This window comes from Thioclava sp. 'Guangxiensis', assembly GCF_045348365.1.
Taxonomy (GTDB): Bacteria; Pseudomonadota; Alphaproteobacteria; order Rhodobacterales; family Rhodobacteraceae; genus Thioclava; species Thioclava kandeliae.
In genome coordinates this window covers 159055-184307 of sequence record NZ_CP155825.1, presented here as the reverse complement: position 1 = coordinate 184307, position 25253 = coordinate 159055, and the positions used below count along the sequence as shown (strand labels likewise).

Sequence of the window (25253 nt, the reverse complement as noted above, 5' to 3'; positions counted from 1 at the left end):
AACAGCACACTTGAGACATAACCCTTTGGGTGGCGCGTGACCTCCGTTCTGCCGGGCGATGTCTTGTAGCCAAAAAAGAGAGCCAAGTGTCCGACGCTTTAAAGGGTTGTCGGTCCCGGCTCTACATGTTGAGGTCCAACAAGGCCTGCCGCATCACCTGCGGATCGACGTCAAGACCGGTCCAGTATTTTACGCCGATCACGCCCTGCTGTACCAGCATACCGAGCCCGTCAACCGTCTTGCAGCCGCGATCCTTGGCGGCCTGAAGCAGGCGTGTCAGGGGTGGGTTGTGAATTCCGTCGGCGACGACCATCTCCGGTGTCAGGCTGTCGGTGTCGATGTCGGGCATTGCGTCGATGTCCGGATACAGACCGACGGACGTGGCGTGAATCACGATGTCTGTGCCGGCCGGCACGACAAAGGTGCCGTCCCACGGGGCGAAACTTGCCTGCGTGTCCGTACGTTTGTTCAACAGGTCGACGACCGCACGTCCCCGCCCAGCGGTGCGATTGACGACGGTTATCCGCGCGGCGCCGGCCAGCGCCATCTCTACCGCAACCGCCCGCGCTGCACCGCCCGCACCGAACAGGACGACGGATTTGCCCGCCGGATCCACGACCGATTTCAGTGCCGCGACAAAGCCGCGCCCGTCGGTGTTTTCACCGATCAGCCGGTCGCCGTCGCGTACGATGGTATTGACGGCCCCTATGATCTCGGCCGATTTTCCCAACCCATCGAGGTGGTCGATCACGGCGACCTTGTGCGGAATGGAACAGTTGAAACCGCGCCAGCCCATTGCCCGCGCACCGCGCACGGCGTCGGCCAGATCGTCGGGTGCGACCTCGACGTTGATGTAGCGCCAATCGAGACCGTGGTGGCGGTAGGCAGCCTCGATCATCGCGACGGTCGGGTTTTCGGCTGCGGGTTGCGCGAAGGAGCCGGTCAGCGGCAGCAGGAAGTTCATAGGGCGTGTCCTTTCAGATGGCGCGCGTGTCGCGCAGATGCGCGCCGACCCGCAGCGCCTGGGCTGCGATGGTCAGTGCCGGGTTCAGCGCGGCGGAAGAGGGAAAGAACCCCGCGTCCACCACGTAAAGGTTCGGATGATCATGCGCGCGGCACATGGCGTCGAGCGCCGATCTCGCCGGATCATCGCCCATCCGCACCGTGCCGCATTGGTGCGAGGGGGCCTGAATGCCGAAGCTGTGACGCAGAACGACCGGGAACCCGGCCCTGCGCAGCACATGCCTGACATGGCGCACGAACCGATCATGGGCGGCCCGCCCGCCGGGGCGGTAATCGACCTGCACCCGGTCATCGTCCAGAAGACGCACGCGGCTCTCGCGGTCGGGCAGATCCTCGCCCATCGCCAGCACGTCGACGGAGTGGCGGGCCAACCAGTCGGCCACGAACTGCGGCGTTCCGGGATACGTTGCACGGATCATCGCACCCTGGATCTTGCCCAGCATCTGGATGTTGCCGCGCGCATCGGGATCGTCTGGCAAACCGTGATAGAAGTCGTTCGACGACAGTGTTTTGGGGAATTTCGTGGTGTTTGTAGTGAAGGGCTTCACCCCCATCACTCCGGTCAGGTGATGGTTCATCAGGTATCGGCCCACGACGTCGGACCGGTTGGCAATTCCGTCCGGTGCCGCCTCACAGGCGGACCGCAGCAGGATCAGTGCGGAATTGATCGCCCCAGCGCTGAGAACAAAGACCTGAGCTTCCACGCGCAGGATCTCCCCGGACCGGAGCACCTCTGCGGCGACGATACGCTTGCCCTCGCCATCGGCAATCAGCCGCGTGACTTCCGCGTTGCGTTCCAGCCGCACGTCTGGATGCGTCAGGAGCGGACGGAGCACGCGGGTATCCGCGTCACCCTTGGCGTCGAACCGGCAGGCAAAGGCATCGCAGGTGCCGCAGCGCCGGCAGGTGCCATCGGGGCCATAATCGATTGCCGATGGCATCGCAAATGGGTGCAGCCCCTGCGCGCGCAACCGATCCGACAGCGCGGCAATCACTGGCTCGTGCGGGATCGCGGCGTGGGGGAAGGCATCGCGGGGCGGCTCGGTCGGATCGACACCTGCCGCGCCGCGCACGCCATACAGGCGTTCGGCTGCGGCGTAGTATGGCGCAAGATCGGCGTAGCTGACCGGCCAGGCGGGGGATGTGGCGCCGTCGATCTGCGCCTGCATGAAGTCACTTTCGCGGAAGCGGAACATCGCGGTGCCGTAGAACTTCGTATGCCCGCCGACATAGTAGTATTGACCGGGCCGATAGGCTGCCCCCTTCGCGTCCACCCATTCCTCTGTCGTCTTGTACCGTGACTGGACGAAAACCGCCTCTGCATCGCTGTTCTGCAGCTCGTTCGGCAGATCGTCACCGCGTTCGAGGATCAGGATTTTCGCGCCGCTGCCTGCGAGTTGATGCGCCACGGCAGAACCACCCACCCCCGAGCCGACAATCGCGATATCCGTTTTTATGATCTGCATCACGCCCTCCCGGGTTTCCGCTCAACAGATGCCAAGCCTTCACCGCGCGCACCATTCCCTATTGCCGCGTATCCTTGTATGATTGCTGCATCTGAATGTTTAACTGGCACGCAATGCACATATCTTCGCCTTACTTCGAGACGGTTGCCATCCCGCCGGACCGGTCCCTGCATGTCTTCGACCGCCGCCTGCCAGAGTTTCCGTTCAACTGGCATTACCACCCGGAATTCGAGCTGACCCTCACGGTGAACAGCCGCGGATTGTGCTTTGTGGGGGACCATGTCGGGCCTTACGACGACGGGGATCTGATTCTGATCGCCCCCAACCTGCCGCATGCGTTTCAATCCCAAAGCCTGATCGAGATTGCCGGCGACCATCGCGCCATTGTGTGCTGGTTCACCAGTGACTGGATCACCAGCCTGATCGGTCTGGTGCCAGAGCTTTCGCCCGTCACGGCTCTGCTTGCGCAGGCCCGGCGTGGATTGCGGTTCGGGGCGCGAACGTCGGCGCAACTGCGAGACCGGATCCTGCACCTGGGGCAGATGGATGGCGTGGATCAGGTGATCACATTCCAGTCCATCCTCGCGACCTTGTCGGGATCAACTGATCGAGTGCTGCTGGCCAACGGAGAGGTCACGGTCAGCGAGATGCCGCGCGACCGGGCGCGGATGCAGAAGTTGCTGGACCATTTGCATGCCCATTACGATGAACCGGTGCGGCTGGCCCCGCTGTGTGATCTTGTGCATCTGACCGAGAGCCAACTGCAACGGATCTTCAAACGCAGCGCCCGCATGTCGATCAGCGCCTATGTGCTGCAATTGCGAATTGGCCGGGCGTGCCAGATGCTGATACAGACCGACAGCCCCGTGGGCCTGATTGCAACCGAGTGCGGTTTCTCCGATGCCGCCGACTTCGCGCGACGCTTTCGCAATGTCCGCAACATGACGCCAACGGCGTTCCGCACTGCAATCAGGGGGCAGGATCTAAAATCTGTGCCAAAGCGAGGTCGGTCCGTCCGACAAAGCCCGCAGACATAAGCGGCTTGCACGACCTTTCCGAAAATCGTGCAATTTTGGCAGGTTTGTCCGATGTGATCCCGATTGGGATTCACTCTTTTGTGCGCGATTGCATGACCGCGTTGCGCGAGTTCGATGGTTCGGAAACCATACAGGCGCAGCGAAAGTCCGGTCTGATGATGCCGCGCTGCGGCGTTCGTCGGCGAAACAAAGGTCCGCAGAGGGCCGTCTGTTACGACGGCCCAATGTCTTCAGATTTCTACCGCCTCCGCGATGGTCAGCGCATCTTCGAGCTCAACACCGAGATAGCGCACCGTGCTATCCATTTTCGTATGGCCCAACAAAAGCTGAACCGCGCGCAGGTTGCCGGTTTTGCGGTATATCTGCGCCACCTTGGTCCGCCGCATGGAGTGGGTGCCATATGCGCTCGGCTCTAGGCCGATTGAGGTCACCCATTCACGCACCAGACGGGCGTATTGCCTCGTGGAAATATGAAGGCGCTCGTGGAAGCGGCCTGGCCACAAATGTTCCGATCCGATCATCAAGGGATCCTCGAGCCAAGCCGCGATAGTCCTTCTTGTCCCCTCGGTAATCTCGAAGCTGACCGGCTTGCGGGTCTTGCTCTGGACGATCGAAGTGCGATGCTTGACCTGTCCGGCCGCATAGACATCAACGACCTTTAGTTTTACCAGGCCGCAGCCCCGCAATTTGCTATCGATGGCGAGATTGAAAAGCGCCAGCTCTCGGATCTTCTGTGCGATCTCGAGGCGAACCCGGATCGCCCATACGTGTTTCGGCGCAAGCGGTCGCTTCTGGCCGACGATCCGCCGATGCTGTTGAAAAAGTCTTTGTTGCGCTGCGGCAAGTCTTTCGATTCACTCGACTATGAGGAGATTGGAGGATTTCGTCATGATGGGCAGGCAAGAAGCACCGGCGCAGCTGTTTTACGATTTCGATCTGGAGCGGCACGTCCCGGCCAATCATATGCTGCGCGAGATCGACCTGTTCCTGAATGGTGACACTCTGCGCGAGGCGCTGCGCCCATTCTACAGCCATCTTGGTCGCCCCTCGATCGATCCGGAACTGATCATCCGGATGCTGGTGATCGGGTATGTCATGGGGATCCGTTCGGAGCGCCGGCTCTGTGATGAGGTTCACCTGAACTTGGCCTATCGCTGGTTCTGCCGGTTGGGGTTGGAAGGCAATGTCCCGGATCACTCGACCTTCTCCTGCTATCGCCATGGCAAGTTCAGGGAAAGTGGCTTGCTGCGGCAGGTTTTCGAGGCAACCGTTGAACGCTGCCTGAAGGAGGACCTGGTGTCGGGCGAAGGCTTCGCAGTCGATGCCAGCCTTATCCCGGCGGATGCCAATAAGGTCCGGTCCGTCGCGGCGGAAGACTGGAGCCCCGAGGTCGCGCGGGACGCTGGCAACAGGGCGGCACGGGAATATCTGGAGACACTGGATGACGCCGCTTTTGGTGCGGCCTCTCCTGTGCAACCCAAGTTCGTCGCCAAGTCTGATCCGGCAGCGCAATGGACCCGTGCGGAGGAGAGCCGCCCCTACTTCGCCTATGCCACCAACTACCTGATCGACACCAAGAGCTCGGTGATCATGGATGTCGAGGCGACAAGGGCGATCCGCCAGGCCGAGGTCGGAGCTGCGCGCACGATGCTGGACAGGACCGAAAAACGCTTTGGTGTCAAACCGGATTGGCTGGCCGCCGATACCGCCTACGGCAATGCCGAGAACCTGGGCTGGCTGGTCGAGAAGCGCAGCATCATTCCCTTCATCCCGGTGATCGATAAGTCGGAACGGACCGACGGCACGTTCTCCCGCTCGGACTTCCAGTGGGACGAGAAGAATGATCAGTATATCTGCCCTGAAGGCCATGCCCTCAAACAGTTCAGACGCAACTATTCCGATCCGAACCGGGGTCAGGATACCGGCGGACGAAAGAAATACCGGTGCTTGAAGGCAACCTGCCAAGCCTGCCTATCCAAAGAGATCTGTTGCCCGAAAGCCGATGCGCGATATGTCACGCGCGAGCCCCATGAAGAGGCGCGCGAATTCGCCAGAGAATGCCGCAAGACCAAGGCCTACAAAGTGTCGCGCGACAAACGGAAGAAGGTCGAGATGCTCTTCGCGCACCTCAAGCGCATCCTTGGCCTGACACGGCTGCGGCTCCGTGGGCCAAACGGCGCCAAGGACGAATTCCTGCTTGCCGCCATCGCCCAGAACCTCCGAAAACTCGCGAAGCTCCGCCCGCGAAGCGTCCGACAGGAGGCCGCAGCATGAGCTGAGCGGCCATATTACCGCCTTGAGGCGGGTCGACGGGCGATCGCCCGAACGCAATAGCCTTGCCCGGCGGCGGCGAGCCTCAAAATCGGCGATTTCGACCGACTTTTTCAACAACATCCGCCCCTTGTTCCAAGCTGGGCGACATGCACGGATGGCAGGCAGGTTTGTAGTTGGCATAGTGGTTCCTCCTATCCACCACGCCCTCGGCAGCTTGCCGATACCCGATCATAGCACGCTCGCCGCGCTTAGAGGCGATCATGTCGAACACAGCACGCCGCATTGCCGCAAGTCCGGTTTGAGCCCGAACCAGTCACAGAACCGCTTCGGTCTTCGGCCGCATTCCCTCGATCAGGGCGTAAAAGGTACTGGCCTCTCCCGACGCACGCGCAAGAACGATCCCACCTTGGATGGTCGCGACGATCCGGCGTGCGTCGTCGGCCGCACTAGGCACCGGCGGGTCCAACCGTTCCAGACAAGACTCAAGCGATGTAATCCATCGCGCAAAATACATCCTGATATCGACGGCGAAACGATCGCGGGTTTGGTCGAGGGCGAATGCACCGACCAAGCATATCCGCTCACCGCCGTCGAAATAAGCGGACACGGCATCAAGCATGTGGCCGATCGCCTCGTGCGGGGGCAACGTTTCCAGCGGATTGAAGATGTTCGCCTCGAACCATTCAGAGACATGCGCGAGGACGGCGTTCGCCATATCCTCCTTTCCACCGGGAAAGAAGTGATAAAGGCTACCCCGTCCAAGCCCGGTGCGGTTGGAGATGATGCCGATACTCGCCCCTTCGTATCCATGTTGGCGGAAAACTTCTGCAAGTGGGGGGATCACGTCCGCTTTTTCGGCGACGGTTCTGGGCATCAGCTTCCGGCCCGCGGATAAGACTGTCCGCTCAGTCGATGATAAGCCACGGCAAAGATCACCAAGAGTAAGGAGCCTGAGAGGACGGGCAGAATGAGGAAGCCGAACCCCGGATCGGTCGCGAAGACCACCAAAGGATCGGCCCCAGCTGGTGGGTGGGTCACCCGCAGCGCCACCATGGCCGCGATTGCTAGGCCGACCGCCAGCGCGAGAGCCCACCATACATCGGGAAGCCAAAGACGTAGAAGCAGGCCGACCAGCGTTGCGATGAAATGGCCACCAACCACGTTGGTAGGCTGGGACAACGGGCTTCCCGGCACCGCGAAGAGAAGGACGCAGCTTGCACCGAACGGGGCCATGATAAGCGATAGATGCGCGCTATCGGTCATGAGGCGGAGGCACGCGATTGCCACCAGCCCGCCAAGCCCGGCCAGAAGCACGAGCTTGGGACCGGGCTTCGGAAGGCTGCGCGTGAAATACTGATTCATGGGTCACTCCTGTACCGATTGTATCACAGTGTAATGATCGGTACAACCTGGCGCCAGAACAGTCAATGGCTGCGATCGAAGGGCAGCTTCGTCCGCATTGCTGACGGCGAGCAACCGAGTCGTGCTGCACAGTGCCAGAATGGCTGGTTCAGTGGACTACATCACCGCGTAGATCGGCCCGATGAATGTCCGGATAGGGCCGAGTTTCCGGTGCGGATTCTCTACACCTGAAAAAATGCTGCGTCAGCTAGTCACCGCAGATCGCTTGAATGGCTGGTTTTGAAGTTATCGAGGCCGTTGAAGGGCTTTGGCCCTCACACATCTGAACAGCATTTATCGTTGACGACCGCCCTTGTCAGGGCTCCCCTTCGACAGATCCTGCTCACGCTCTGGACTATTGACCGCGCTTGCACGTCCGTGCGGAACAGAGCGCGTGGCACTATGCCCTGCCAAAAACCGGGCCATCTCAGCACGTTGCGTCGTCGTCTCAGTCAGTCGCGCTGCGAACTGTTTAGTTTCCCGCGCCAAGTCACGGTCCTTCGGGTCAACTGAGCCAGCCAAGATCATCGCGGCTTGGTCATAGGTCGCCATCACCCTGCTGCGCCGCGCAATCAACGCGTCATCCCATGCCTTCTGCGACAGGCGCCCGCCGTTGTCTTCGAGATCGCGCCGGACCTGGCGCATCTTCCGGGAATCGGCCAAAGGCTTACCGCCCCGTTGCCGGATCTTGTAGACCGGCGTAACCTCTCCACGACGCGTTACACCTCGGGCATGGCGGGGGGTGGATTCCGCCTCGATCCCGCGCGTCCTTAGTTTCTCGGCGAACCTATCTCGTAGGTGTTGCAGATCGGCTTTCCGCAGGTTCAGCTTCTGACCATCCTCGCCAACGGTGCGCAGCGTCAGGTGCACATGGGGGTGATGCGTATCAGTGTGCAGGGCCATCGCGTAGTCGTGCCGCCCCTGGAACTCCTGCCTTGCCAGAGCACGGACCGCGTCTTTCACCGCTTCCGCGTTTACCACGCCGGGCATCGAAAACACGATGCTGATCGTGATCCTGGTCCGGTCAGTCGCCGAGCCTTCACGGCGATCCTCGTCGTGCTTCTCCATCCACTCGCGATAGATCGTACCAACCTGCGTTCGTCCGTTGAAGACCTCCCCGCGATCGTTCTCGACCTCGATCTTTCCGTTTCGGCTGATGTAGGCGAGATGCTCCGAGGCCCTGACCGTTTCTGAAGCTCGGCTGACCTTGATCGGATTGCCGGACTTGTCGTTCTTGGCGGGTTTGGACACCTTCACCATGACCTCCGGCACACCCTTAACGACACGGGCCAGCCGCGCCTTATCTGCCGCCGAGATCGTCTGTGCCTGCGCAGTTGAACGATCCGCATCCTGGGCCCCAGCCTTGCGCTTCCTGCCCCCACTGTCGACCGATCCCCCAGCCGGCTTATTCAGCTTTCTGTTGGCCTCTGAATCCCAACAATCCTGGAACCCCAGCTCAGATTTGAAATCGCTCATGACTGAACTTCTTTCTCGGACTGGAACTGATAGCGGCCCTCCGCATAAACGCTGAGTGCCATACGCAGCGTGGCGACGTCTTGGCGCAAGCCCTCGACTTCAGCCTTTGTCAAATCTGCCCCTGCACCCGTCAGGACACCTCGGTTCAGCGCATAGGCAATCTGGTTCGCATTAACTGCCAAGCCGCGAAGCTGGCGATAGGCGGCACGGACTCCCCGCCTCTCTCCCGACACCATTTGCGGTGCGTTTCGCATCCTGGCCGACAGCAGAACCGCTGCCCAGGTCGATGCTGTGACACCTTGGGACCGCGCCTCTTCCTCCAGATCCTGCCGCACATCGGTAGGCAGTCGCACCGTCACCTTGCCCTCCCGCCGCGCGCGCGAAGTCGGACGGCTGGGCGGTGGCGCGACCTCATCCCCATCCAGCGCCAGATTGATCAGCCGCCCCAAAAGGACCGACACCGTTTGCCCTTCTGATGCCGCCAAGGCCGCCAGCTGGGCATGGCGATCGGGCGGTAAGTAGGCCATTGCAGCTTTCTTCTTCGTTGGCATCATAACTCAAAAGTACATTACTTGCTGGCGCTTAGCCTATCCTGCATTAGAAACTACCCTAACCCAAAACGTGGTCCGGGACCACGTTTTCCGCGCACGCCATCACGGCTGGGCGAGATACCGCCGCGATGGTGAGATGTAGGGTCGGACCGCTTCGATGATGGATGCTCAGCCCCTGGACCTAACGAAAAGCGCACCGTCCGATGGCGGTACGTTTTGATCTGTTTGATCTGCCTTTCCGAGCGCTAGCCCCAAAGGAAGAGCATCCGATTGCGCGGCGTGACGCGGAAGAGGAGGCTATCGAGATAATATGGCATGGCGCTCAAGATGACAAAAACACCTCCCATCAGAACCGGTGCGATGATCCGGTAGACGAACGGGAACTGATCGATGGCATCAACGCCGTAGCCGGTGAAGATCATCACTGTCCCCGCGACAGCGGCCGCCAGATGTAACACCATCAGCACCGTGAGAACTGCCTGCACCGGCGTGCGGATCAGCAGCAAAGCGTTCCAAAACGCGATCTTCAGCATCTCTCTCCCTCCTTACCCCCGCAGCAATTCGACCAGCTCGAGATCGGCCAAGGGCACTTCTTCTATCTGGTTATCTTCCTCAAGCCGAATGAGCACCGACTTGGTGTTCGAGGCGTGCTGGTCGAGCAAGGCCCGACCAAGCCGTCCTTCATGACGGACCAAGAGGGCGGGCGGCGAAACAGTGCTTGGCGGCCGCCGGGCAACTGTCCGAATAGTAGTCGCAAGCGCGTCACCTGGCGCGCTCCCCTGCCCTACCGCTTCCGCCATCTCAAGGCTTACATTGGAGGAATCCCTCGGACTTTCCGTCTGAGGACCTTCGGGTGCAAGCGGTGCGGCGGAATACACGTCGTACGCGGCCTGTTTACCTTCGATCTCCGCCCGCAGGCGCTCGACGGTTACGCGAGAAATATCACCCGCCTCGGTCTCTCCGAGAAACTGCCGAACGGCGGCTTCGTCCTTCTTCCAAAGTGCGTTCAGATCCGACAGCGCGCGGATCGGAGCGTTCCACGCGGCTGCGTCTCGCAACGCCTCCGGCATCTTGGCCAGGGCGGCGAAGCGCGACACCTCGCCTTCGTTCCAGCCAAGCGCCTCGGCGATCGCACTGCGCGACTGGCCCGCTGCACGCATCGCGGCAACGGCCTCAGCCACTTCCAGAGTCGTCAGGTCGGCCCGCTGCACGTTCTCGGTCAACTGCGCCATGCGCAGCGCGTCCGTCATCTCGCGAACAACGGCGGGGATTCTGGTCATTCCCGCCTGCCTCGCGGCCTGGAAGCGCCGCTCGCCCATGATCAGCATGTGCTTTCCGGCATCATCGGCGGGCCGCACTGTGATCGCCTGAAGCACCCCTTGGCTCCGAATGCTGTCCGCCAGCGAGGTCAATAGATCCTTGTCGAAATGCCGACGGGGCTGCTCGGGGTCCGGCACGATGTCGTCGAGCGGGATATCGCGCTGTCCTACCTGCACCGGTTTATTCTTCCGCGTCAGGGCCGACAGATCGCCGCTCTTTTTGAGCCGCTCCAGCGTCTGCATCGTGCTGCCAAACTTCTTCTCGGTCATCGCTTAATCCTCCTTCTCAATAGCCTCGATGAACCAATCGAAGAAGGCGCCGAACTCCGCTGCAGCCTCCTTGCCGCTGGCGGTCGATACTTCGAACACCGGGATCCCTTCCGCCTCTGCCGCCTCGTACCCGACGCGGTTCCGGATGGCGTGTGGCACCAGAAGGTTGGAATAGGACTCCGCAACCGCGAGCAGGGTCTCGCGCTCGTTCTTTTTCACGGCGTCGAAGCGCGACGGCAGCAGGCCCAGGAACTGGATGCCTTCGTTGATCTCCTGCACCTGCACGAAGGCTTTCAGTACGCCCTCGACACCATCGAGTGAAAACCGTTTCAGCTCGATGGGCGACAACATGAAGTCCGCCGTCAAAAGCGCGCCGTAGACCAGCGCCGAGAATGTCGGCGGCGTGTCCACGATGCAGAAGTCCGCCCCCTCCAACCCGTCCAGCGCCGCCACGGTGCTTTGCAGCACCGCATCGTCCGAGCTGACAGGCACGTCGCGGTCTCCTTCGATCAGGACGACCTCGCCAGGATCGACGGAAAGGCTCGGCGCTTCGCCACCCTCGAGCATCTGCAACGCGTTTCCGACGACCCGTGCGCCATCCATGGCACTGGTCAGGTTGCGCTGCCCGTCCAGATCGATGGCGATCACCGAATAGCCTGCGCGACCAAGGTAAAAGGCAATCTGGCTCGCCACGGTGGTCTTGCCGACGCCGCCCTTGTTATTCGCGATGACGATCGTCTTCACGGTCTGCTCCTTTCTCGTCGGTCTTCGGGCCGATACCCCATTGCTCAAGCGCCGTGAGGACGATCTCGCCCATTGTCGTTTCTCGCTCGAAAGCCTCGCGCTTCAGGGCGCGATGCACGTCGACGGGCATATTCATGGAAAACATGCGTGTTGGATTGCGCATCGACCTCTCCGCAAAACGCAGTCGGAATTCGGCTAACATATGCGCGGCACCCTGATGCAGGACGACTGACCTCGGCCACAGGCCGCCGCGGCGAGACATCGGTCTCGGTGCGGCAAATTTTTCCCCAAGGCCAGGCCGCGTGCCTATAGCGGCGTCCATAGAATCATACATATATATGGACTTCAAACAGATGGGGCCCGCAAATGCGGCCCCCTCGCGAAGTCTTGCCGATCCGCTCAGGCGGCGCGTAGAGCCCCGCCGGCGGCGGCGGCTTCCAGAACAAAGTCCGCGGCCTTCTGCGCGGCGCTCGCGGCCTTGAAGATCGCCCGCTTGTCCTCTTTCAACACTGCGAGCCAGCTCTCGAGATAGGATGCCGCCTCGTCGATGGTCGGCTCGACGCCAATGCGCGCGCCAAGGAAGCAGCTGCCGATTTCGGCTATCAGCTCCTCGCGGGCATAGTCGGCCTTGGCGCTACCGACCTTGAAGCGGTCCAGCCGCGACCGATGACCGGTCCAATGGGTGACCTCGTGGCAGAGCGTCGCCGTGTAGTGCTGCGCGGAAATGAACGCGGACACAGGCGGCATCTGGATCCGATCCTCCGCCGGGATGTAACACGCCCTTGCACCGCCATGCGTAACTTTGGCCCCGACCGCTTGGAAAAACGCATCGACCTCCGGCAGGGGCTGGGTGCCAAGATCCTCCTGCGCCTCAGGGCGGCGGTAGAAGTCTTCCGGCAAGCCCTCGATCTGGTCGGCGTTGAAAACACGATAGGCGCGGGCATAGGGGATCGCGACCGCCTCGCCATCTTCATTCTCCCGCTCGACGGTCCCGTATTTCACCACGGTCGACGACTTTTGGCCCTTGCGCACATGCGCGCCCAACTCCTTCGCCTGCTTGAAGGTGAACCAATGCGCCGACCCGAACCCATTGGCATGGGCTGCAAGCCACAGCATCAGAACATTGATCCCGCGATACGGTTCGCCATTCGACCGCAGCGGGAACGATACGCCTTGCTCCCCGCCGGACCAAGGCTTGCGCCACGGCGAAACGCCCGCTTCCATCGCCTCGATGATCTGGTTGGTGACGTGCTGGTAGATGTCGAAATCCGATTTTGCCATTTGTGGCCTCCTTCAAAGTGAGACGGGGAGGCTGGGCGCCATCCTTCCGCCGATGGGCTGCGCCTCGGCCACCTGATCCGACCGAAAACGCATGTTTTCGGCGGAACAGAGTGGGGGAGGGCGAAGCCCGACCCACGGGCCTGAACCGGACAGTCAAAGGATCGGAGACGAGGTTGGTGCGGCCCGCAGGCCGAAGGCCGAGGACACGGCTTCGTCGGAGACGACGCGCCTGCGCGGCGCTTGTCTTTTGACTTTCCGGGTCAGGTCTGTTGGGCGGACCAAGAAAGAGAAAAAATGCCAGGGCGGGGGTGAGCGGGCGTAGCCCGTCGATCCCCTGGTCTGACCTCTGATTGGATCTGACCCGCGCAAGCTACGCGGGTCTCTTCTGATCTTTATGAAAAGGGCAGGGGCCGACGCTCGCCCCAGGGGCCGTCAGCCCTCCTCTGGTGGCCGATCGAGGTTGCGCGAGTAGCTGACCTCGACCTTCAGAAAGCCGGGGACGCTGAGCGCAACGGAGATCTTGAGGTTCGCTTTTGTGGCGAGGCTTCGCAGGATTGAGCGCAGACGGCCGATGATCTTGTTCATTGTGGTGCTCCTTTCGGTGTTGGACGATTTCGGGAGATCACCGCGACGGCTCAGATCGGACGGGTGCACCGCCTGCGGTCGCAACGAAGCGCAGCGCAGTGAAGAAGGGCCTGCCCTTGCACCGGGACGTGGCCGGCGCACGCTCTCTCAATCAAATCGCCACACCGCGAAGGCGCTTTCGCACACTGACGGATGCCCGAACCTGCGCGTTCTTTCCTGCGCTGCGCCACCCCGAACCGATCGCGAAATGCGGGCCAGACCTCTGGCCGAGACGGAGGCCGCTGAGCGACCATTCGGCCGCGCTAAGGGCTGGCTCGGAGAGACAGACCGCAGCTCTCTTGGTCGAAGGGAGCACGGGGGTGTCCGGCTCGGGGTGGAGGACGGCACCGCCGGCCGGAACCTCGGCACGCGCTCCCGCGCCCGCGCGGGATTCGCCCAGACCCAACGTCCCGCCGCGGTTTCCCACAGGCCCCTCTCTCGATACTTGGGGTCTCGTTCGGGGCCTGCTCCGGCCTGAAACTCCGCTCCCAAGGTCACTCCATTCCAGGCTGGAAAACCGCTCGCCCCCCAACCGCCCGTCGCAGGTCGGCTTGGAGAAAATTTGGTTTCGGATCGTATTCGCAATGCGCTATCCCAAAGTGGAATACGCGTAAAAGCTGAATCTCAGCCTTTAAAAATGGCTGGGACATATTCAAAAAATTTCATATTTTCAGGGTCTTGATATGAGTTTGATTGGCATTTTTCCGCGCAACCAGCGAATACCTAGGTGCAACTACAGGCTGTTTTACAGTAGCACGTCCACGCGTGGTTCATAGTGGTGCATGTCCACGATGACCGCTTTTCGCGTCTGTCTCAGTGAGGCCGCGAAGACCGGCGTCATGGGCTCCTTACTCCCGAGCCAGCATGACGTTCCCAGCCAACCGCTTCTTTCCAAGCGGCAAGCCGACACGACCCGTTGCGCCGCCGGTCACTCAATCTGTGGCTTGACGCAGATGAACCAAGAAGGAGATATAAATGGTCCAATCGAGCGAGGCTGTCCGACAACCGAAGCGCGCCCTACTGCTAGGCAACAGGGTACGCCAGTTCATCAAACGCGGGGGCCGCCTGCGCTACGAACCCCATAAAGACCCTTCGAACGGAAAAACCGTCTGGGTCGTCATGGGCGTCTTTCCCGACGAGACGGAAGAGCCGGTGTTCACATCATCGTCTGGCGAGCACAAGCACTTCCGCTCGGCCGACGCCATGATCCAGTATCACAGCCAGATGTGCCCGGATGAGGATGTTCTGATCGTTCCGATGCCCACGAGCCATTAACTCCCGGATTGGAACGGCCTCGTATGAGGCCATTTCGCCGCGACAGCGGCACCCGCGCGAGTGGTCTCGTCCCCGAATATACTTTTCAACTTCGCCGCCCTTTTCAACTCATCGGAGTTGAAAAGGGTCGGAAGGATAAATTTTAGGTTGATTAGATCGGGATGCCTGTGTGACGAACTCCGGACGCCTGGCACCTGCTTCTTGGGTGCGGAACAATAGCCCTTGTATCTGCGCTGACCGCCAAAAATGATCGCTATGTGAATATCGTGGCTTGGTCCTTATGGACCTCGACGCATTCCGACATGCGCGAAGTTACGGTTATAATGAACTGTAAATATGTACGACATTCAGGCGCAGATCCTCGCCTCCGGTCCTATCCGTGAGAGCCTGACATACCCGTTTTGAAGGATATTCGAAATTTCCTTCCGGGATGTTTTCCTGTAAATCCTGATCGGAGAAATCGTAATATATGCGAGGCATCCCAATGATCACGCAAAAGACGAAATATGCGCTGAAGTCTTTAATGGTGATGGCCGACGAGAAGGCCGGCGATGCCAAGGCGTTGCGCATCGAGGAGATCGCGGAACGTTCGGGTGCGCCGAAACGGTTCCTGGAGCATATCCTCCTGGATCTGAAGCGCGCAGGACTGATCGGTAGCAAACGCGGCCGCCATGGCGGCTACGAACTGATCAAACAGCCCGCGACAGTGTCACTGGCAGAAATCCTGCGGCTGATCGACGGTCCGATGGCGCCGCTGCCGTGCCTTTCACGCAATGCCTACCAGCCCTGCGAGGATTGCCCCGATGAGAAAGCCTGCCGTGTGCGGGCGGTTTTCGGCGCGCTTTATGCCAGCTATGTGCTGATGGTCGAATCGCTGACCATCGCCGATCTGATGGCCGATCAGAGCAAGCTGGAGGGCTTTTGCCTTCCCCCCTCCCCTACCGGAGAATAATCTTCTTTAATCACGATAAAAATAGACGTGATTTTTCCTTTGCAAATCACGAGTAACTCTGTCGTAATAGTCGTGTCATGAGGCGTGAAGCTTCACCGCTTCTGGCACGAGGGTTCAACAGGGTAAGCAAAGGACATCACATGCTCAGGACCATCCAGATCGGCAGCCATGTTCTGGCGCAAGGCACGTTCATCCGCTCGCTTGGCAATGGCCGGATCGAGATCGACACCGGCAATGCCCGCGTCTCGGGGCTTGCTGTGACCGGCCCCAGCCCAAGGACCGCAGAGGGCCTCTCCTTTATCGGAGCGTTCCGCCGTGCTGTAGCGCGGGGCTATATCGGGGCACTCGGAATCGCGGCACTCGGCGCGGGTCTGGCCCTTTCCACACCGGCGCCCCTACATGCCGAAAGTATTGATATTCTCAATGTCTCCTATGACCCGACGCGGGAATTCTACAAGGATTACAATATCCTGTTCAATGACTGGTGGGTTTCACAGGGCCATGATGCGGCCAATCTGCGCCAGTCGCATGGAGGATCGGGCGGGCAGGCCCGAGCGGTGATTGACGGGCTCGAAGCCACAGTGGTCACGCTGGCGCTGGCACCCGATGTCTCGGCCATCGCGGAAAAGACCGGTAAAATCCCCGCCGACTGGCAATCGCGCCTGCCGCATCAGGCTGCGCCCTACAGCTCGACCATCGTGTTCCTTGTGCGCAAGGATAACCCCAAAGGCATCAAGGACTGGGCCGATCTGGTACGCGACGATGTCTCGGTCATCACTCCCAATCCCAAGACCTCCGGCGGTGCGCGGTGGAATGTGATGGCGGCATGGGCATGGGCACAAAAGGAATTCGGCGGCGACGAGGCGAAATCGCGCGCCTATCTGGCGGACCTCTTCGCCCATGTGCCAGTGCTCGATACCGGTGCGCGCGGGGCGACCAACACATTCGTCAAGCGCGGTCTGGGCGATGTACTGCTGGCATGGGAGAACGAGGCGTTTCTCGCGCTGGCCGAACAGGGCGAGGATGCGTTCGAGATCGTGGTGCCGTCGGTCTCCATTCTGGCCGAGCCGCCGGTGGCGCTGGTCGATGGCAATATCACTTCGGAGGCGCAGCGCGAGACGGCCGAAGCCTATCTGACCCATCTCTACTCACCCGAGGCACAGGCGCTCGCACTTAAAAACTACTACCGCGCATGGGATCTGTCGCAGGCCGCGCCCGAAGATATCGCTCGCTTCCCCGAGCTTGACCGCGTCTCCATCGACCAATTCGGCGGCTGGGAAAAGGTGCAGCCCGAATTCTTCGGCGATGGCGGGATCTTCGACCAGATCTACGGGGCACAGTGACCATGGCGCTCCTGTCCCGCAGCCCCTCCCCCCTGCCCGGTTTTAGGCCAGCCTTCGGTCTTCTGATCGCCGCGCTGTCGATCGTGGTACTGGTGCCGATCGTGACCCTGCTGGGTCATGGCGCGGCGATCGGCCCCGCCGAGATCTGGTCTGTGGTCAGCGGCCCGCGCGTGCGGGCCGCCCTTGGCCTGTCCTTCGGAATGGCCTTCCTTGCCGCAGCGTTCAACCTTGTCTTCGGCGCGGCTCTGGCATGGGTACTGGTGCGCTACCGATTTGCCGGGCGGCGGCTGATAGATGCGGCGGTAGACCTGCCCTTCGCGCTGCCCACCGCCGTGGCGGGCATCGCTCTGACCGCCCTTTACGCGCCAAACGGGCCTTTCGGATCGGTGCTTGCGCCACTCGGGATTAAGATCGCCTATGGTCCGATCGGCATCTGGCTGGCACTGGTCTTCATCGGCCTGCCCTTCGTGGTGCGCACGGTGCAGCCGGTGATCGAGGAAATCGATGCCGAGCTCGAGGAAGCCAGCGCCACCCTTGGTGCGCGCCGCCCCTATACGCTGCGCCGGATCATCCTGCCCACGCTGGCGCCCGCCCTGTTGACGGGCTTCGCGCTGGCATTGGCGCGGGGGGTGGGGGAATATGGCTCGGTCATCTTCATCGCCGGCAACCTGCCCTTCAAAACCGAGATTGCGCCGCTCCTGATCGTGATCCGGCTCGAAGAGTTCAACTATGACGCAGCGAGCGCGATCGGTATCGCCATGCTGGTGATCTCGTTCACGATGCTTTTGCTCATCAATCTTCTGCATGTCTGGAGCCGAGGGAGAACCGGCAATGTCTGACACCCTGTCCCGCACCCCTTCCGTCACCACAGAACCCCGTCTGGCGCGGGGGCTGATGATCGCGGGCACCGTCACCCTGACGGCGATATTTCTCTTCGCGCCGCTGGTCATCGTCTTTATCGAGGCTCTGGCCGAGGGGATCACTGCGGCGCTGTCCAGCCTGACCTCCCCCGATGCGGCCTCGGCACTGCGGCTCACGCTGATCGTCTGCGCGATCTCGGTGCCGGTCAACGCAGTGATCGGGATCGCCGCCGCATGGGTGATCACCAAATTCGACTTCCGCGGCAAGGCGCTCTTGATGACGCTGATCGACCTGCCCTTCTCCATCTCGCCGGTGGTGGCGGGGCTGGCGCTGGTGCTGGTCTTCGGCGCGCATTCCACGCTGGGGTCATGGCTGATCGCCCATGATATGAAGGTGATCTTCGCGCTGCCGGGCATCGTGCTGGCCACGTTGTTCATCACATTCCCCTTTGTCGCCCGCGAGCTGATCCCCGTAATGATGGAACAGGGCCGCGCCGAGGAAGAGGCCGCGCTGACGCTCGGGGCCTCGGGCTGGCGGATGTTTTTCACCGTGACCCTCCCCAACATCCGCTGGGCGCTGCTTTATGGGGTGCTGCTATGCAATGCCCGCGCGATGGGCGAGTTTGGCGCGGTGGCGGTGATCTCGGGCAAAATCCGAGGTGAGACCGCGACCATGCCGGTCATGATCGAGATGCTCTACAACGAGTATCTATCGGTTGCGGCCTTTTCACTGGCCTCGGCGCTTGCCCTGATGGCGCTGCTGACGCTTGCCGCCAAATCCCTGATCGAATGGCGCTATGCGGGCCTCACCGCCGCCACGCGCCGCCATTGACCCTTTGCAGGAAAGGCTTTCACATGCTTATCGAAATCGACGCTATCGCCAAGGAATTCGCCGCAACGCGCGCGCTGCATCCGGTATCTTTGACCATCCCCTCAGGGGCAATGGTGGCGCTGCTGGGGCCATCGGGCTCGGGCAAGACTACGCTTTTGCGCATCCTCGCAGGACTCGAATATCCGAGTTCGGGCCGCGTGCTGTTTGACGGCCAGGATGCCACTGGCCTCAGCGTACAGGACCGCCGTGCGGGCTTCGTGTTCCAGCATTACGCGCTCTTCAAACATATGACCGTGTTCGAGAATATCGCATATGGGCTGCGCGCCCGTCCGCGCCGCCTGTGCCCGACCGAGGCCGAGATCGGGCGGCGGACTAACCGCCTCTTGGATCTGATCCAGCTGCCCGATATCGGCACGCGCTATCCCGCGCAGCTTTCGGGCGGCCAGCGCCAGAGGGTGGCGCTGGCCCGCGCGCTGGCGATCGAACCGCGAATGCTTCTGCTCGATGAACCTTTCGGGGCACTTGATGCGCAGGTGCGAAAGGATCTGCGGCAGGGCCTGCGCGAGATCCATGACACGACGGGACTGACCACCGTCTTCGTGACCCATGATCAGGACGAAGCAATGGAACTGGCCGATCTGGTGGTGGTGATGTCGATGGGCCGGATCGAGCAGATCGGCCGCCCCGCCGATATCCGCGCCCGCCCCGCCAGCGATTTCGTCCGTGCCTTTGTCCAGGCCTGACAACCGCAAAGGGAGGAGAGAGATGCAGCTTGACCGGATCGACCGCAAGATCCTTGATCTCATGATGCGCGACGCGACATTGCCCGTAGCTCAGATAGCCGAAGTCGTGGGCCTATCCCAGACACCCGCATGGAAACGATTACAGAAGCTCGAAGCAACCGGTGTCATCACAGGCCGCGTAGCGCTGGTTGACCCGGCCAAGATCGGCTTGGGGCTTATTGTCTTCATGGGGGTGGAGGCCGCCGATCACAGTGTGGAATGGCGCGAGACCTTCCGCGCGACGATCGAGGACTTCCCTCAGATCACCGAAGTCTACCGCATGGCGGGCGCGGTCGATTACCTGCTGAAACTGGTTTTGCCCGATACAGCGGCCTTCGACCGGTTCTATCTTGAGTTCACCACCCGTCTGCCCTGCCGCAATATCACCTCGAGCTTCGCAATGGAGACCCTGCGCCATCGCAGCGGCTGGCCCATTAATGTAACGACGGCCTGATACGAACTATACGGGTAGTAGTTGTCGCGCGAATATATGGACTGCATAGGCCCCGTTTGCTGAATGCACGCCAAAGGATGCCGGGTATTAGCGAAGGTGCTATGAGGCAATTCTGCGATAGACCGCCAAAATCTCCGCGCGGATCGCCCATAGCCTGCGCGGACGACAGACGCGACGCTACGACTCAAACGGGATACATCGCTAGCCCGCCACCAGCTTCTCAAGCTGATATGGCCAAATATTTTCGCGCTTAGGCGTTTCGTGACGGATAATTTGCGTCAAGGAACGAGGCTAAACGCCGATTTTCGCTAGGCCTGGAGCATTGCTCTTACGAAGATCTAAAAAACGAAGTAAAATACAGGTTCGGCACATGTTGACCAAAGAGTTAGTCCGCCTCCTATCGATTGCCGAACCGCGCGTGAGAGTATCCATCGCGCTCACCTATTGCCCGGCAACAGATACGTTAGCACCCGCCCATTCAACGAAGTATGCGGATCGTAGATGGATCTTTATATCTTCGACAGCGCAGGCATAGCGCTAGCCGATCGTCGGATGACGCAGAATACGGAATAATGAATTCATGCCCCATCAGGTTGACAGCCGTCAACCGAACGAAGGCACTGGGTAGTTGACCGCTGTCAACTGTAGCAATCTAATGACGCCGGAGACACCGAAGGCGTTGACTTGCTTTCTCTGGCACTGATTGAGCCAGCGTACGGAATATAGATGGCCGACATGCTTCTTTTTTGCAGCAGAACCCACGCCCTCCACAAGCTAATCGACTATGTGTTGAATTAGTTGAGTTTCACAGCCAGTAGATAACGACCGCCGCGACAGCGATGGCAAAGCTAGATGCTTTGGGGCATTGGTCGTACCTGGTTGCCACACACCCCCAGTCCTTGTGCCTGCTGAACATAATCTCGTTGCGATTACTCCGTTTGCACATGCGTTTGTCGCATTCGACCGGAGACTTGCGTCGCTTCCGGTGCGGACTACATATGCTCATCTTTTGTCCCGCGTGGCTCTTCAAAACCACGTAGCCTCATTGCCCCGGGACAACCGAGCACACGCGTCCAACTCTTCGACTGCTAAAAGCATCATACACCGGTTCATCACGACGGTGTTGACAGCCGTCAACACCGTGAGAACTCCGCTTTACCTAGCTAGGCTGATTGGTCCGCGTCTTGAGGTGGTAGTCCCAGCGACTACCATCAAAGATAAACCGCGCGACATTTCGAGCGTTGGCAATCGACCGTCGAAAGAAGGCCATATTTCAACAACACTTCATGCATACGCATAGAGACAAGATGTTAAAGTTTGGCTCAGGGGATTTTTCAAGACTTGCGCAGACATTACTAGATGCACCAAGGTCCGAGTCAAAACCTGGCGGCAAGCGGTCCTGGAGGATTTTCCAAGCGTTTCTTGCTAGGACGTCTCAAGTCGGCCTCAATACTCTGTTCAATTGATGTGTGAGTATCCATCATGGACTTCGCTCTGAGTGGCAAGGTTTCATCAGGTCAAGAGGTGTTAAACGCGTTTAGTGATATGTGAGCCACTGAGAACAGTCTTTATGCCGCCTGTAACTGACGTTTCTGCAACATTCGGAGCAATCCGGCGGGATTGTAACTGAAGGTCTCAGCTTGATGTGTTAGGCGGCGTAGATAGCCTCCGGGATTGCGGATCTCGGAAGAGCGTTGCAGGAGGGCTAACACCGTTGAGGCAGCCGCTTCAGGGCCCATCGTATCTTGAGCATGATGCAGGGTTTCTTGGGTAATGCCCATCATCGGCGCTAGATAATGGCTCAAAGCAATTGCATCTTGCCAGCTTTGCATCGGCGTTTCGCAGTAATCTGATGCGTCAGAACAGACGTTCAATACATTTTGCAGATCAAGTTCGGCTGGGGCAGGGCGCTTCTTTATTGTTTGCTCTGTTTTCTCAGTAGAGTCAGAATCTTTTATAAGTTTGTTTTTGATCTCTGAGTGACAGTCATTTTGGGATGCATTGCCAGTCAAATCTTCTGATTTTTCGTTTGGGATGAGAGATTTGAGTGCGGAGACTATAGTGTTGGCCACATGATAAAGCTCCTCGAGTGCGGCAGCCGTCAATTTGCGGCGCTTTTCACGCCAGATCTGGTTTATCTCCTCGGTCTGCGTTTGTTTCAGAGGGCTCAAGTGGAGCAGGGCGCTCGCATCGCGCAGCAGCAGGGAGATGGCATCATGTAAAGCTTTGCGTCGCTGTTGCGCGATATGGGCCGCCGCTGCTGCATCTGCGATTTCGCCTTCCCGCAGGATGAGGGGGCGAAGGTCAAACCCGAAGGCCATATAGATTTGCTCACCCGATCGGCGGGCATAGCGTTTGCCATTGGGGCTGTCGTGGCGAAGGATCAGACCGGCATTGACCAGTGCGTTCAAATGACGGCGCAGGGTGCTTTCGCTCATACCATTGCAACGTTCGATAAGCGAACGGTTAGCGGGAAAGACAATCGTTGTATCACCCTCGGCCAGAGTCCTATGCGGATGGAAGGTGAGAAGGGCGTTCAGCACCGCCAAAGCGGCGGGCTTCAGACCGTAGGTTTCGCGCGCGGCTGTCAACTGCTTGAACAGCTGCCATTTGTCAGCAGAGATTTCGGGCAAGGCATGACTTACCATACGCGCAGCTGTCACATCGGATGCGCGAAGACCCCGCCCGAAAGGCGTTATAGAGATATGTTGCATTTTATTGTCACAAAGACATGAAATATCGCCCCGCGGCATTGGCGGCTTGTTGACAGGAGTCAACAAAAGGGGATACGTTCAAGGTGCTAGAAAGAACGGCCCTTCGAGATTGGTAATGCCTGTCTTGGGGGGTCTTTTTCTGTCTGCCCGTGCCTCCTTGCTGTTATGGTTGTATCATTCGCCGCGCGATTTCAGATAATCGCGGTGAATTTCGTGTAGGTGTCTGGCCAGCCAATCGCCGAATTCTTTATCATGCATGTTCAGCACAGGTCTTCCTGCGCGAAGAGAAACTTCCGCCAATAAATCGCCATCCGGAGTGGTCAGGAGCTCGGGACCTTTCGTGACTTTTGGCTTGGCCAAAGCGTCAAACAGCGCCTGAAACCGCAGATCACTCGTCTCGCCACGCGCCAGAGCGACCACCGAGGCCACAGGGGTTTCGCCCAAGCGTTTGGCCAGCGCCACCCAACGGTCGCGCCCCGCCGACGGCGCCGCCCCGATCGCTTCGATCAACTCTTGTGGGATGGAGTTTGTCACGTTGAGCATGCGCGAGACAACGGTTTTATCTACATGCAACGCGTCGCAGATCACCTTGCGATCAAAGCCCGTATCAACCATCTGTCTGGCAAAGTTGGCTTTTTCGATAAACGATAGATCCTTGCGGGCAGCGTTTTCCTGCCCTTGCGCAACAACCAGCGAACGATCGTCCAGATCGCGCAGCATGGCCTTGATGGGCAGTTGCAGCGCCCGAAGGGCTGCAACGCGCCGCCGACCATAGACGATTTCATAGCGGCCTTCGACAGTAGGTGAATGGCGCAGCATCACCGGCACTTGTTGGCCATAGTCGCGGATACTGTCCATCAACTCGGCAAGGCCCGCATCATCGCGATCAAGGCGGTCCTTCAGGCCCGCATCATCAATCATCTCTGCGGGAACCTCGACCATGGCGCGGGTCTTCAGATCGGCCAATGATTGGCTTACCGCGCCAATCGCGCCGGTCTGACGGCGCGGGGCGGCCGGTTGCGCCGCTGCTGCGGGTTTCATCAGCCCTTCCAGAAGGTTCTTGCGTGCCATCAGCTGCGCCCCCATGCGGATTGGATAAGCCCCTCTATCTCGCCATTCACCAGGTTGAGGCTTTCAAGCGCGCGCTCATAGGTCGCACGGGTGAATTGCGATTTCTCGACCTCGTAAAGCGTCTGCTTGGTAATGCCAGCATCCGAAATCGCTGTGGATTTCAGGGCAGGGTGGTTGAGCACATGTTCGCCAAACATCGATCGCATGAAACTGACCATCTGGTTTTGCGGCCCGTCGCCTGGTTCGTAGCGTGTCACCAGATAGCGCAGCCAGTCGTAAGACATATCGCCGCCCGCATCGGCCACGACGCCCAAGAGATTAGAGGTCATTAACAGGAACTGGCACATCGACATCACATCCAGCATTTGTGGATGCACGGTCACCAATACGGCCGTGGCCGCCGAGAGCGCGGACATGCTGAGAAAGCCCAGTTGCGGCGGGCAATCGATCACAACGACATCGTAATCCGCCTCCACCTCGGCGAGTTTCTCGCCAACGCGGGTAAAGAACAGCTCGCGCGAACCCTGCGCCAGAACGCGCGGCGTATCATGTTCGAACTCCATCAGGTCCAGATTGCCCGGAATGATGTCGAGATTGGTGAAATAGGTTTTTTGGATAACCTCGCGCATGGGCAGCGGGTCATCATAGCGAATTGCATCATAAAGCGTGCCGCCATCCAGCAGGTCGAATTCCGGCTGGAACCCGTGAAGCGCCGAGAAAGATGCCTGCGGGTCTAGGTCGATCCCTAGCACGCGATAGCCATCCAGCGCCAGCTTTTGGGCCAGATGGGCGCTTGTCGTGGTTTTGCCTGAGCCGCCCTTGAAGTTGATCACCGAGATGACCTGCAGGTGGTCACCGTCGCGCCGCCCCGGCAAATAGGTGCCCGGACTTTTCGCACCCTTCTCCAGCATCTCGCGCAAAGCCTGAACATCCTCGGGCGAATAATAGCGTCGGCCGCCCGTGCGGATTTCCGGTTCGGGTCCGCGCCCATCCAGATGCAGCTTGCGTAGATAGGCATCCTTAACGCCCAGAAGGTCGGCCACCTCGCCGGAGGTGAATTTGCGCAGCACGCGCCGTGCATCCGGCGGATAGAGCGCCTGCCGATGTTCCTGTAGCTGTTGCGACAGGTTTGCAGCATGCTGCCCCACAAGCAGATCTATTCTATTCTGGCTTTGCGTATTGCGGCCTGTCATTTGCTCTACCATTATCCCGCAGGAGCGGATTTGTTCTAAAGCTCGAAGCGTTTGTTACGCTTTCTCGCGTCCTATTCGGTTATTTCCGTATAAATCACCTGAGGAAATCGAGTCTGTCCAGTGTTTTTTCTCGCTTTTAGGCGGATTTACTGTCCTGCGAGGGTTTTACACCATAATTCATGGAAACGGTCGTTGCCATCCAGGGTAAAACCCTAGAAATTCGCACTAAATGGAAATGATCCTTTCCTTTTCTGGACATTTCCCGATTCTCCACTTAGAAGGGAAGGGTCTTTTCCTTTTCGGGGCGTATC

The 25253-nt window shown here is 59.8% G+C and carries 25 protein-coding genes; 9 read left to right on the top strand and 16 right to left on the bottom strand.

Going from position 1 to position 25253, the window contains the following annotated elements:
• Nucleotides 1-121 precede the first annotated feature (121 nt).
• Together aroE and ABEB22_RS21025 are read right to left on the bottom strand one after the other, a co-directional pair.
• Entirely contained in the window at nt 122-964 is an 843-nt protein-coding gene (gene aroE, locus ABEB22_RS21030; protein ID WP_349294753.1) for a shikimate dehydrogenase, read from the bottom strand.
• Nucleotides 965-977: 13 nt separating this feature from the next.
• Complete coding sequence (locus ABEB22_RS21025; protein WP_349294752.1) at nt 978-2489, bottom strand: GMC family oxidoreductase; 1512 nt, start codon at nt 2487-2489, stop codon at nt 978-980.
• Between the two features lie 95 nt (nt 2490-2584).
• On the opposite strand from ABEB22_RS21025, the gene ABEB22_RS21020 reads away from it, so the two are divergent.
• Nucleotides 2585-3526: a helix-turn-helix domain-containing protein gene (locus ABEB22_RS21020; RefSeq protein WP_406871225.1), complete on the top strand. Its 942-nt coding sequence runs from the start codon at nt 2585-2587 to the stop codon at nt 3524-3526.
• Nucleotides 3527-3756: 230 nt separating this feature from the next.
• On the opposite strand, the gene ABEB22_RS21015 is transcribed toward ABEB22_RS21020, so the two are convergent.
• A complete protein-coding gene (locus ABEB22_RS21015) occupies nt 3757-4380 on the bottom strand; it encodes a tyrosine-type recombinase/integrase (protein ID WP_349294837.1) in 624 nt (207 codons plus the stop codon).
• Between the two features lie 34 nt (nt 4381-4414).
• On the opposite strand from ABEB22_RS21015, the gene ABEB22_RS21010 reads away from it, so the two are divergent.
• The gene (locus ABEB22_RS21010) at nt 4415-5800 is read left to right on the top strand and encodes an IS1182 family transposase (protein WP_349294836.1); all 1386 of its coding nucleotides are present in this window, start codon (nt 4415-4417) and stop codon (nt 5798-5800) included.
• 313 nt (nt 5801-6113) lie between these two features.
• On the opposite strand, the gene ABEB22_RS21005 is transcribed toward ABEB22_RS21010, so the two are convergent.
• The 10 genes from ABEB22_RS21005 to ABEB22_RS20960 all read right to left on the bottom strand — a co-directional run bounded on the left by ABEB22_RS21005 (nt 6114) and on the right by ABEB22_RS20960 (nt 13427).
• Complete coding sequence (locus ABEB22_RS21005) at nt 6114-6674, bottom strand: TetR/AcrR family transcriptional regulator (RefSeq protein ID WP_349294750.1); 561 nt, start codon at nt 6672-6674, stop codon at nt 6114-6116.
• Nucleotides 6674-7162, bottom strand: coding sequence for an HPP family protein (locus tag ABEB22_RS21000; protein ID WP_349294749.1), 489 nt, complete (start codon nt 7160-7162; stop codon nt 6674-6676). Before ABEB22_RS21000 ends, ABEB22_RS21005 begins: the two co-directional genes overlap by 1 nt.
• A gap of 333 nt (nt 7163-7495) precedes the next feature.
• Nucleotides 7496-8677: a relaxase/mobilization nuclease domain-containing protein gene (locus ABEB22_RS20995; RefSeq protein WP_349294748.1), complete on the bottom strand. Its 1182-nt coding sequence runs from the start codon at nt 8675-8677 to the stop codon at nt 7496-7498.
• The gene (locus tag ABEB22_RS20990; RefSeq protein WP_406871224.1) at nt 8674-9204 is read right to left on the bottom strand and encodes a hypothetical protein; all 531 of its coding nucleotides are present in this window, start codon (nt 9202-9204) and stop codon (nt 8674-8676) included. Before ABEB22_RS20990 ends, ABEB22_RS20995 begins: the two co-directional genes overlap by 4 nt.
• Nucleotides 9205-9473: 269 nt before the next feature.
• Nucleotides 9474-9761, bottom strand: a complete 288-nt coding sequence (locus tag ABEB22_RS20985; protein WP_349294746.1) for a hypothetical protein — start codon at nt 9759-9761, stop codon at nt 9474-9476.
• Between the two features lie 12 nt (nt 9762-9773).
• On the bottom strand, nt 9774-10817 hold the full coding sequence (locus tag ABEB22_RS20980) for a ParB/RepB/Spo0J family partition protein (RefSeq protein WP_349294745.1): 1044 nt from the start codon (nt 10815-10817) through the stop codon (nt 9774-9776).
• A gap of 3 nt (nt 10818-10820) precedes the next feature.
• Nucleotides 10821-11561, bottom strand: a complete 741-nt coding sequence (locus tag ABEB22_RS20975; RefSeq protein WP_349294744.1) for a ParA family protein — start codon at nt 11559-11561, stop codon at nt 10821-10823.
• On the bottom strand, nt 11536-11724 hold the full coding sequence (locus ABEB22_RS20970) for a hypothetical protein (protein WP_349294743.1): 189 nt from the start codon (nt 11722-11724) through the stop codon (nt 11536-11538). The genes ABEB22_RS20975 and ABEB22_RS20970 overlap by 26 nt, the downstream gene beginning before the upstream one ends.
• Nucleotides 11725-11960: 236 nt before the next feature.
• Nucleotides 11961-12842 (bottom strand): zincin-like metallopeptidase domain-containing protein, encoded by an 882-nt coding sequence (locus ABEB22_RS20965; RefSeq protein WP_349294742.1) that lies wholly within the window; start codon nt 12840-12842, stop codon nt 11961-11963.
• Nucleotides 12843-13274: 432 nt separating this feature from the next.
• A complete protein-coding gene (locus ABEB22_RS20960; RefSeq protein ID WP_349294741.1) occupies nt 13275-13427 on the bottom strand; it encodes a hypothetical protein in 153 nt (50 codons plus the stop codon).
• Nucleotides 13428-14441: 1014 nt separating this feature from the next.
• Here ABEB22_RS20960 and ABEB22_RS20955 point away from each other — a divergent pair.
• From ABEB22_RS20955 to ABEB22_RS20925, 7 genes are all read left to right on the top strand, one after another.
• Nucleotides 14442-14741 (top strand): hypothetical protein, encoded by a 300-nt coding sequence (locus tag ABEB22_RS20955; RefSeq protein ID WP_349294740.1) that lies wholly within the window; start codon nt 14442-14444, stop codon nt 14739-14741.
• A 484-nt stretch (nt 14742-15225) separates the two neighbouring features.
• Nucleotides 15226-15693 (top strand): Rrf2 family transcriptional regulator, encoded by a 468-nt coding sequence (locus tag ABEB22_RS20950; protein WP_349294739.1) that lies wholly within the window; start codon nt 15226-15228, stop codon nt 15691-15693.
• A 140-nt stretch (nt 15694-15833) separates the two neighbouring features.
• On the top strand, nt 15834-17036 hold the full coding sequence (locus ABEB22_RS20945) for a sulfate ABC transporter substrate-binding protein (protein ID WP_349294738.1): 1203 nt from the start codon (nt 15834-15836) through the stop codon (nt 17034-17036).
• A gap of 2 nt (nt 17037-17038) precedes the next feature.
• Nucleotides 17039-17875: a sulfate ABC transporter permease subunit CysT gene (cysT, locus tag ABEB22_RS20940; protein WP_349294737.1), complete on the top strand. Its 837-nt coding sequence runs from the start codon at nt 17039-17041 to the stop codon at nt 17873-17875.
• The gene (gene cysW, locus ABEB22_RS20935; RefSeq protein ID WP_349294736.1) at nt 17868-18728 is read left to right on the top strand and encodes a sulfate ABC transporter permease subunit CysW; all 861 of its coding nucleotides are present in this window, start codon (nt 17868-17870) and stop codon (nt 18726-18728) included. The genes cysT and cysW overlap by 8 nt, the downstream gene beginning before the upstream one ends.
• Before the next feature lie 23 nt (nt 18729-18751).
• On the top strand, nt 18752-19471 hold the full coding sequence (locus tag ABEB22_RS20930) for a sulfate ABC transporter ATP-binding protein (RefSeq protein WP_349294735.1): 720 nt from the start codon (nt 18752-18754) through the stop codon (nt 19469-19471).
• Between the two features lie 22 nt (nt 19472-19493).
• Entirely contained in the window at nt 19494-19964 is a 471-nt protein-coding gene (locus ABEB22_RS20925) for an Lrp/AsnC family transcriptional regulator (RefSeq protein WP_349294734.1), read from the top strand.
• Between the two features lie 1568 nt (nt 19965-21532).
• Here the strand turns inward: ABEB22_RS20925 and repC are convergent.
• The 3 genes from repC to repA all read right to left on the bottom strand — a co-directional run bounded on the left by repC (nt 21533) and on the right by repA (nt 24942).
• Nucleotides 21533-22678 carry a plasmid replication protein RepC gene (gene repC / locus ABEB22_RS20920; protein WP_406871223.1) on the bottom strand — a complete coding sequence of 382 codons (1146 nt, stop codon included), beginning with the start codon at nt 22676-22678 and terminating at the stop codon, nt 21533-21535.
• A 174-nt stretch (nt 22679-22852) separates the two neighbouring features.
• Nucleotides 22853-23749: a plasmid partitioning protein RepB gene (repB, locus tag ABEB22_RS20915; protein WP_349294732.1), complete on the bottom strand. Its 897-nt coding sequence runs from the start codon at nt 23747-23749 to the stop codon at nt 22853-22855.
• Nucleotides 23749-24942: a plasmid partitioning protein RepA gene (repA, locus tag ABEB22_RS20910; protein WP_406871222.1), complete on the bottom strand. Its 1194-nt coding sequence runs from the start codon at nt 24940-24942 to the stop codon at nt 23749-23751. Before repA ends, repB begins: the two co-directional genes overlap by 1 nt.
• Nucleotides 24943-25253: the final 311 nt, after the last annotated feature.

Bases quoted from the DNA above. Each gene is read 5' to 3' on its own strand.
- aroE (WP_349294753.1), bottom strand. From the start codon at position 964: ATGAACTTCCTGCTGCCGCTGACCGGCTCCTTCGCGCAACCCGCAGCC.
- ABEB22_RS21025 (WP_349294752.1), bottom strand. From the start codon at position 2,489: ATGCAGATCATAAAAACGGATATCGCGATTGTCGGCTCGGGGGTGGGT.
- ABEB22_RS21020 (WP_406871225.1), top strand. From the start codon at position 2,585: ATGTTTAACTGGCACGCAATGCACATATCTTCGCCTTACTTCGAGACG.
- ABEB22_RS21010 (WP_349294836.1), top strand. From the start codon at position 4,415: ATGATGGGCAGGCAAGAAGCACCGGCGCAGCTGTTTTACGATTTCGAT.
- ABEB22_RS21005 (WP_349294750.1), bottom strand. From the start codon at position 6,674: ATGCCCAGAACCGTCGCCGAAAAAGCGGACGTGATCCCCCCACTTGCA.
- ABEB22_RS21000 (WP_349294749.1), bottom strand. From the start codon at position 7,162: ATGAATCAGTATTTCACGCGCAGCCTTCCGAAGCCCGGTCCCAAGCTC.
- ABEB22_RS20995 (WP_349294748.1), bottom strand. From the start codon at position 8,677: ATGAGCGATTTCAAATCTGAGCTGGGGTTCCAGGATTGTTGGGATTCA.
- ABEB22_RS20990 (WP_406871224.1), bottom strand. From the start codon at position 9,204: ATGGCCTACTTACCGCCCGATCGCCATGCCCAGCTGGCGGCCTTGGCG.
- ABEB22_RS20985 (WP_349294746.1), bottom strand. From the start codon at position 9,761: ATGCTGAAGATCGCGTTTTGGAACGCTTTGCTGCTGATCCGCACGCCG.
- ABEB22_RS20980 (WP_349294745.1), bottom strand. From the start codon at position 10,817: ATGACCGAGAAGAAGTTTGGCAGCACGATGCAGACGCTGGAGCGGCTC.
- ABEB22_RS20970 (WP_349294743.1), bottom strand. From the start codon at position 11,724: ATGCGCAATCCAACACGCATGTTTTCCATGAATATGCCCGTCGACGTG.
- ABEB22_RS20965 (WP_349294742.1), bottom strand. From the start codon at position 12,842: ATGGCAAAATCGGATTTCGACATCTACCAGCACGTCACCAACCAGATC.
- ABEB22_RS20960 (WP_349294741.1), bottom strand. From the start codon at position 13,427: ATGAACAAGATCATCGGCCGTCTGCGCTCAATCCTGCGAAGCCTCGCC.
- ABEB22_RS20955 (WP_349294740.1), top strand. From the start codon at position 14,442: ATGGTCCAATCGAGCGAGGCTGTCCGACAACCGAAGCGCGCCCTACTG.
- ABEB22_RS20950 (WP_349294739.1), top strand. From the start codon at position 15,226: ATGATCACGCAAAAGACGAAATATGCGCTGAAGTCTTTAATGGTGATG.
- ABEB22_RS20945 (WP_349294738.1), top strand. From the start codon at position 15,834: ATGCTCAGGACCATCCAGATCGGCAGCCATGTTCTGGCGCAAGGCACG.
- cysT (WP_349294737.1), top strand. From the start codon at position 17,039: ATGGCGCTCCTGTCCCGCAGCCCCTCCCCCCTGCCCGGTTTTAGGCCA.
- cysW (WP_349294736.1), top strand. From the start codon at position 17,868: ATGTCTGACACCCTGTCCCGCACCCCTTCCGTCACCACAGAACCCCGT.
- ABEB22_RS20930 (WP_349294735.1), top strand. From the start codon at position 18,752: ATGCTTATCGAAATCGACGCTATCGCCAAGGAATTCGCCGCAACGCGC.
- ABEB22_RS20925 (WP_349294734.1), top strand. From the start codon at position 19,494: ATGCAGCTTGACCGGATCGACCGCAAGATCCTTGATCTCATGATGCGC.
- repC (WP_406871223.1), bottom strand. From the start codon at position 22,678: ATGCAACATATCTCTATAACGCCTTTCGGGCGGGGTCTTCGCGCATCC.
- repB (WP_349294732.1), bottom strand. From the start codon at position 23,749: ATGGCACGCAAGAACCTTCTGGAAGGGCTGATGAAACCCGCAGCAGCG.
- repA (WP_406871222.1), bottom strand. From the start codon at position 24,942: ATGACAGGCCGCAATACGCAAAGCCAGAATAGAATAGATCTGCTTGTG.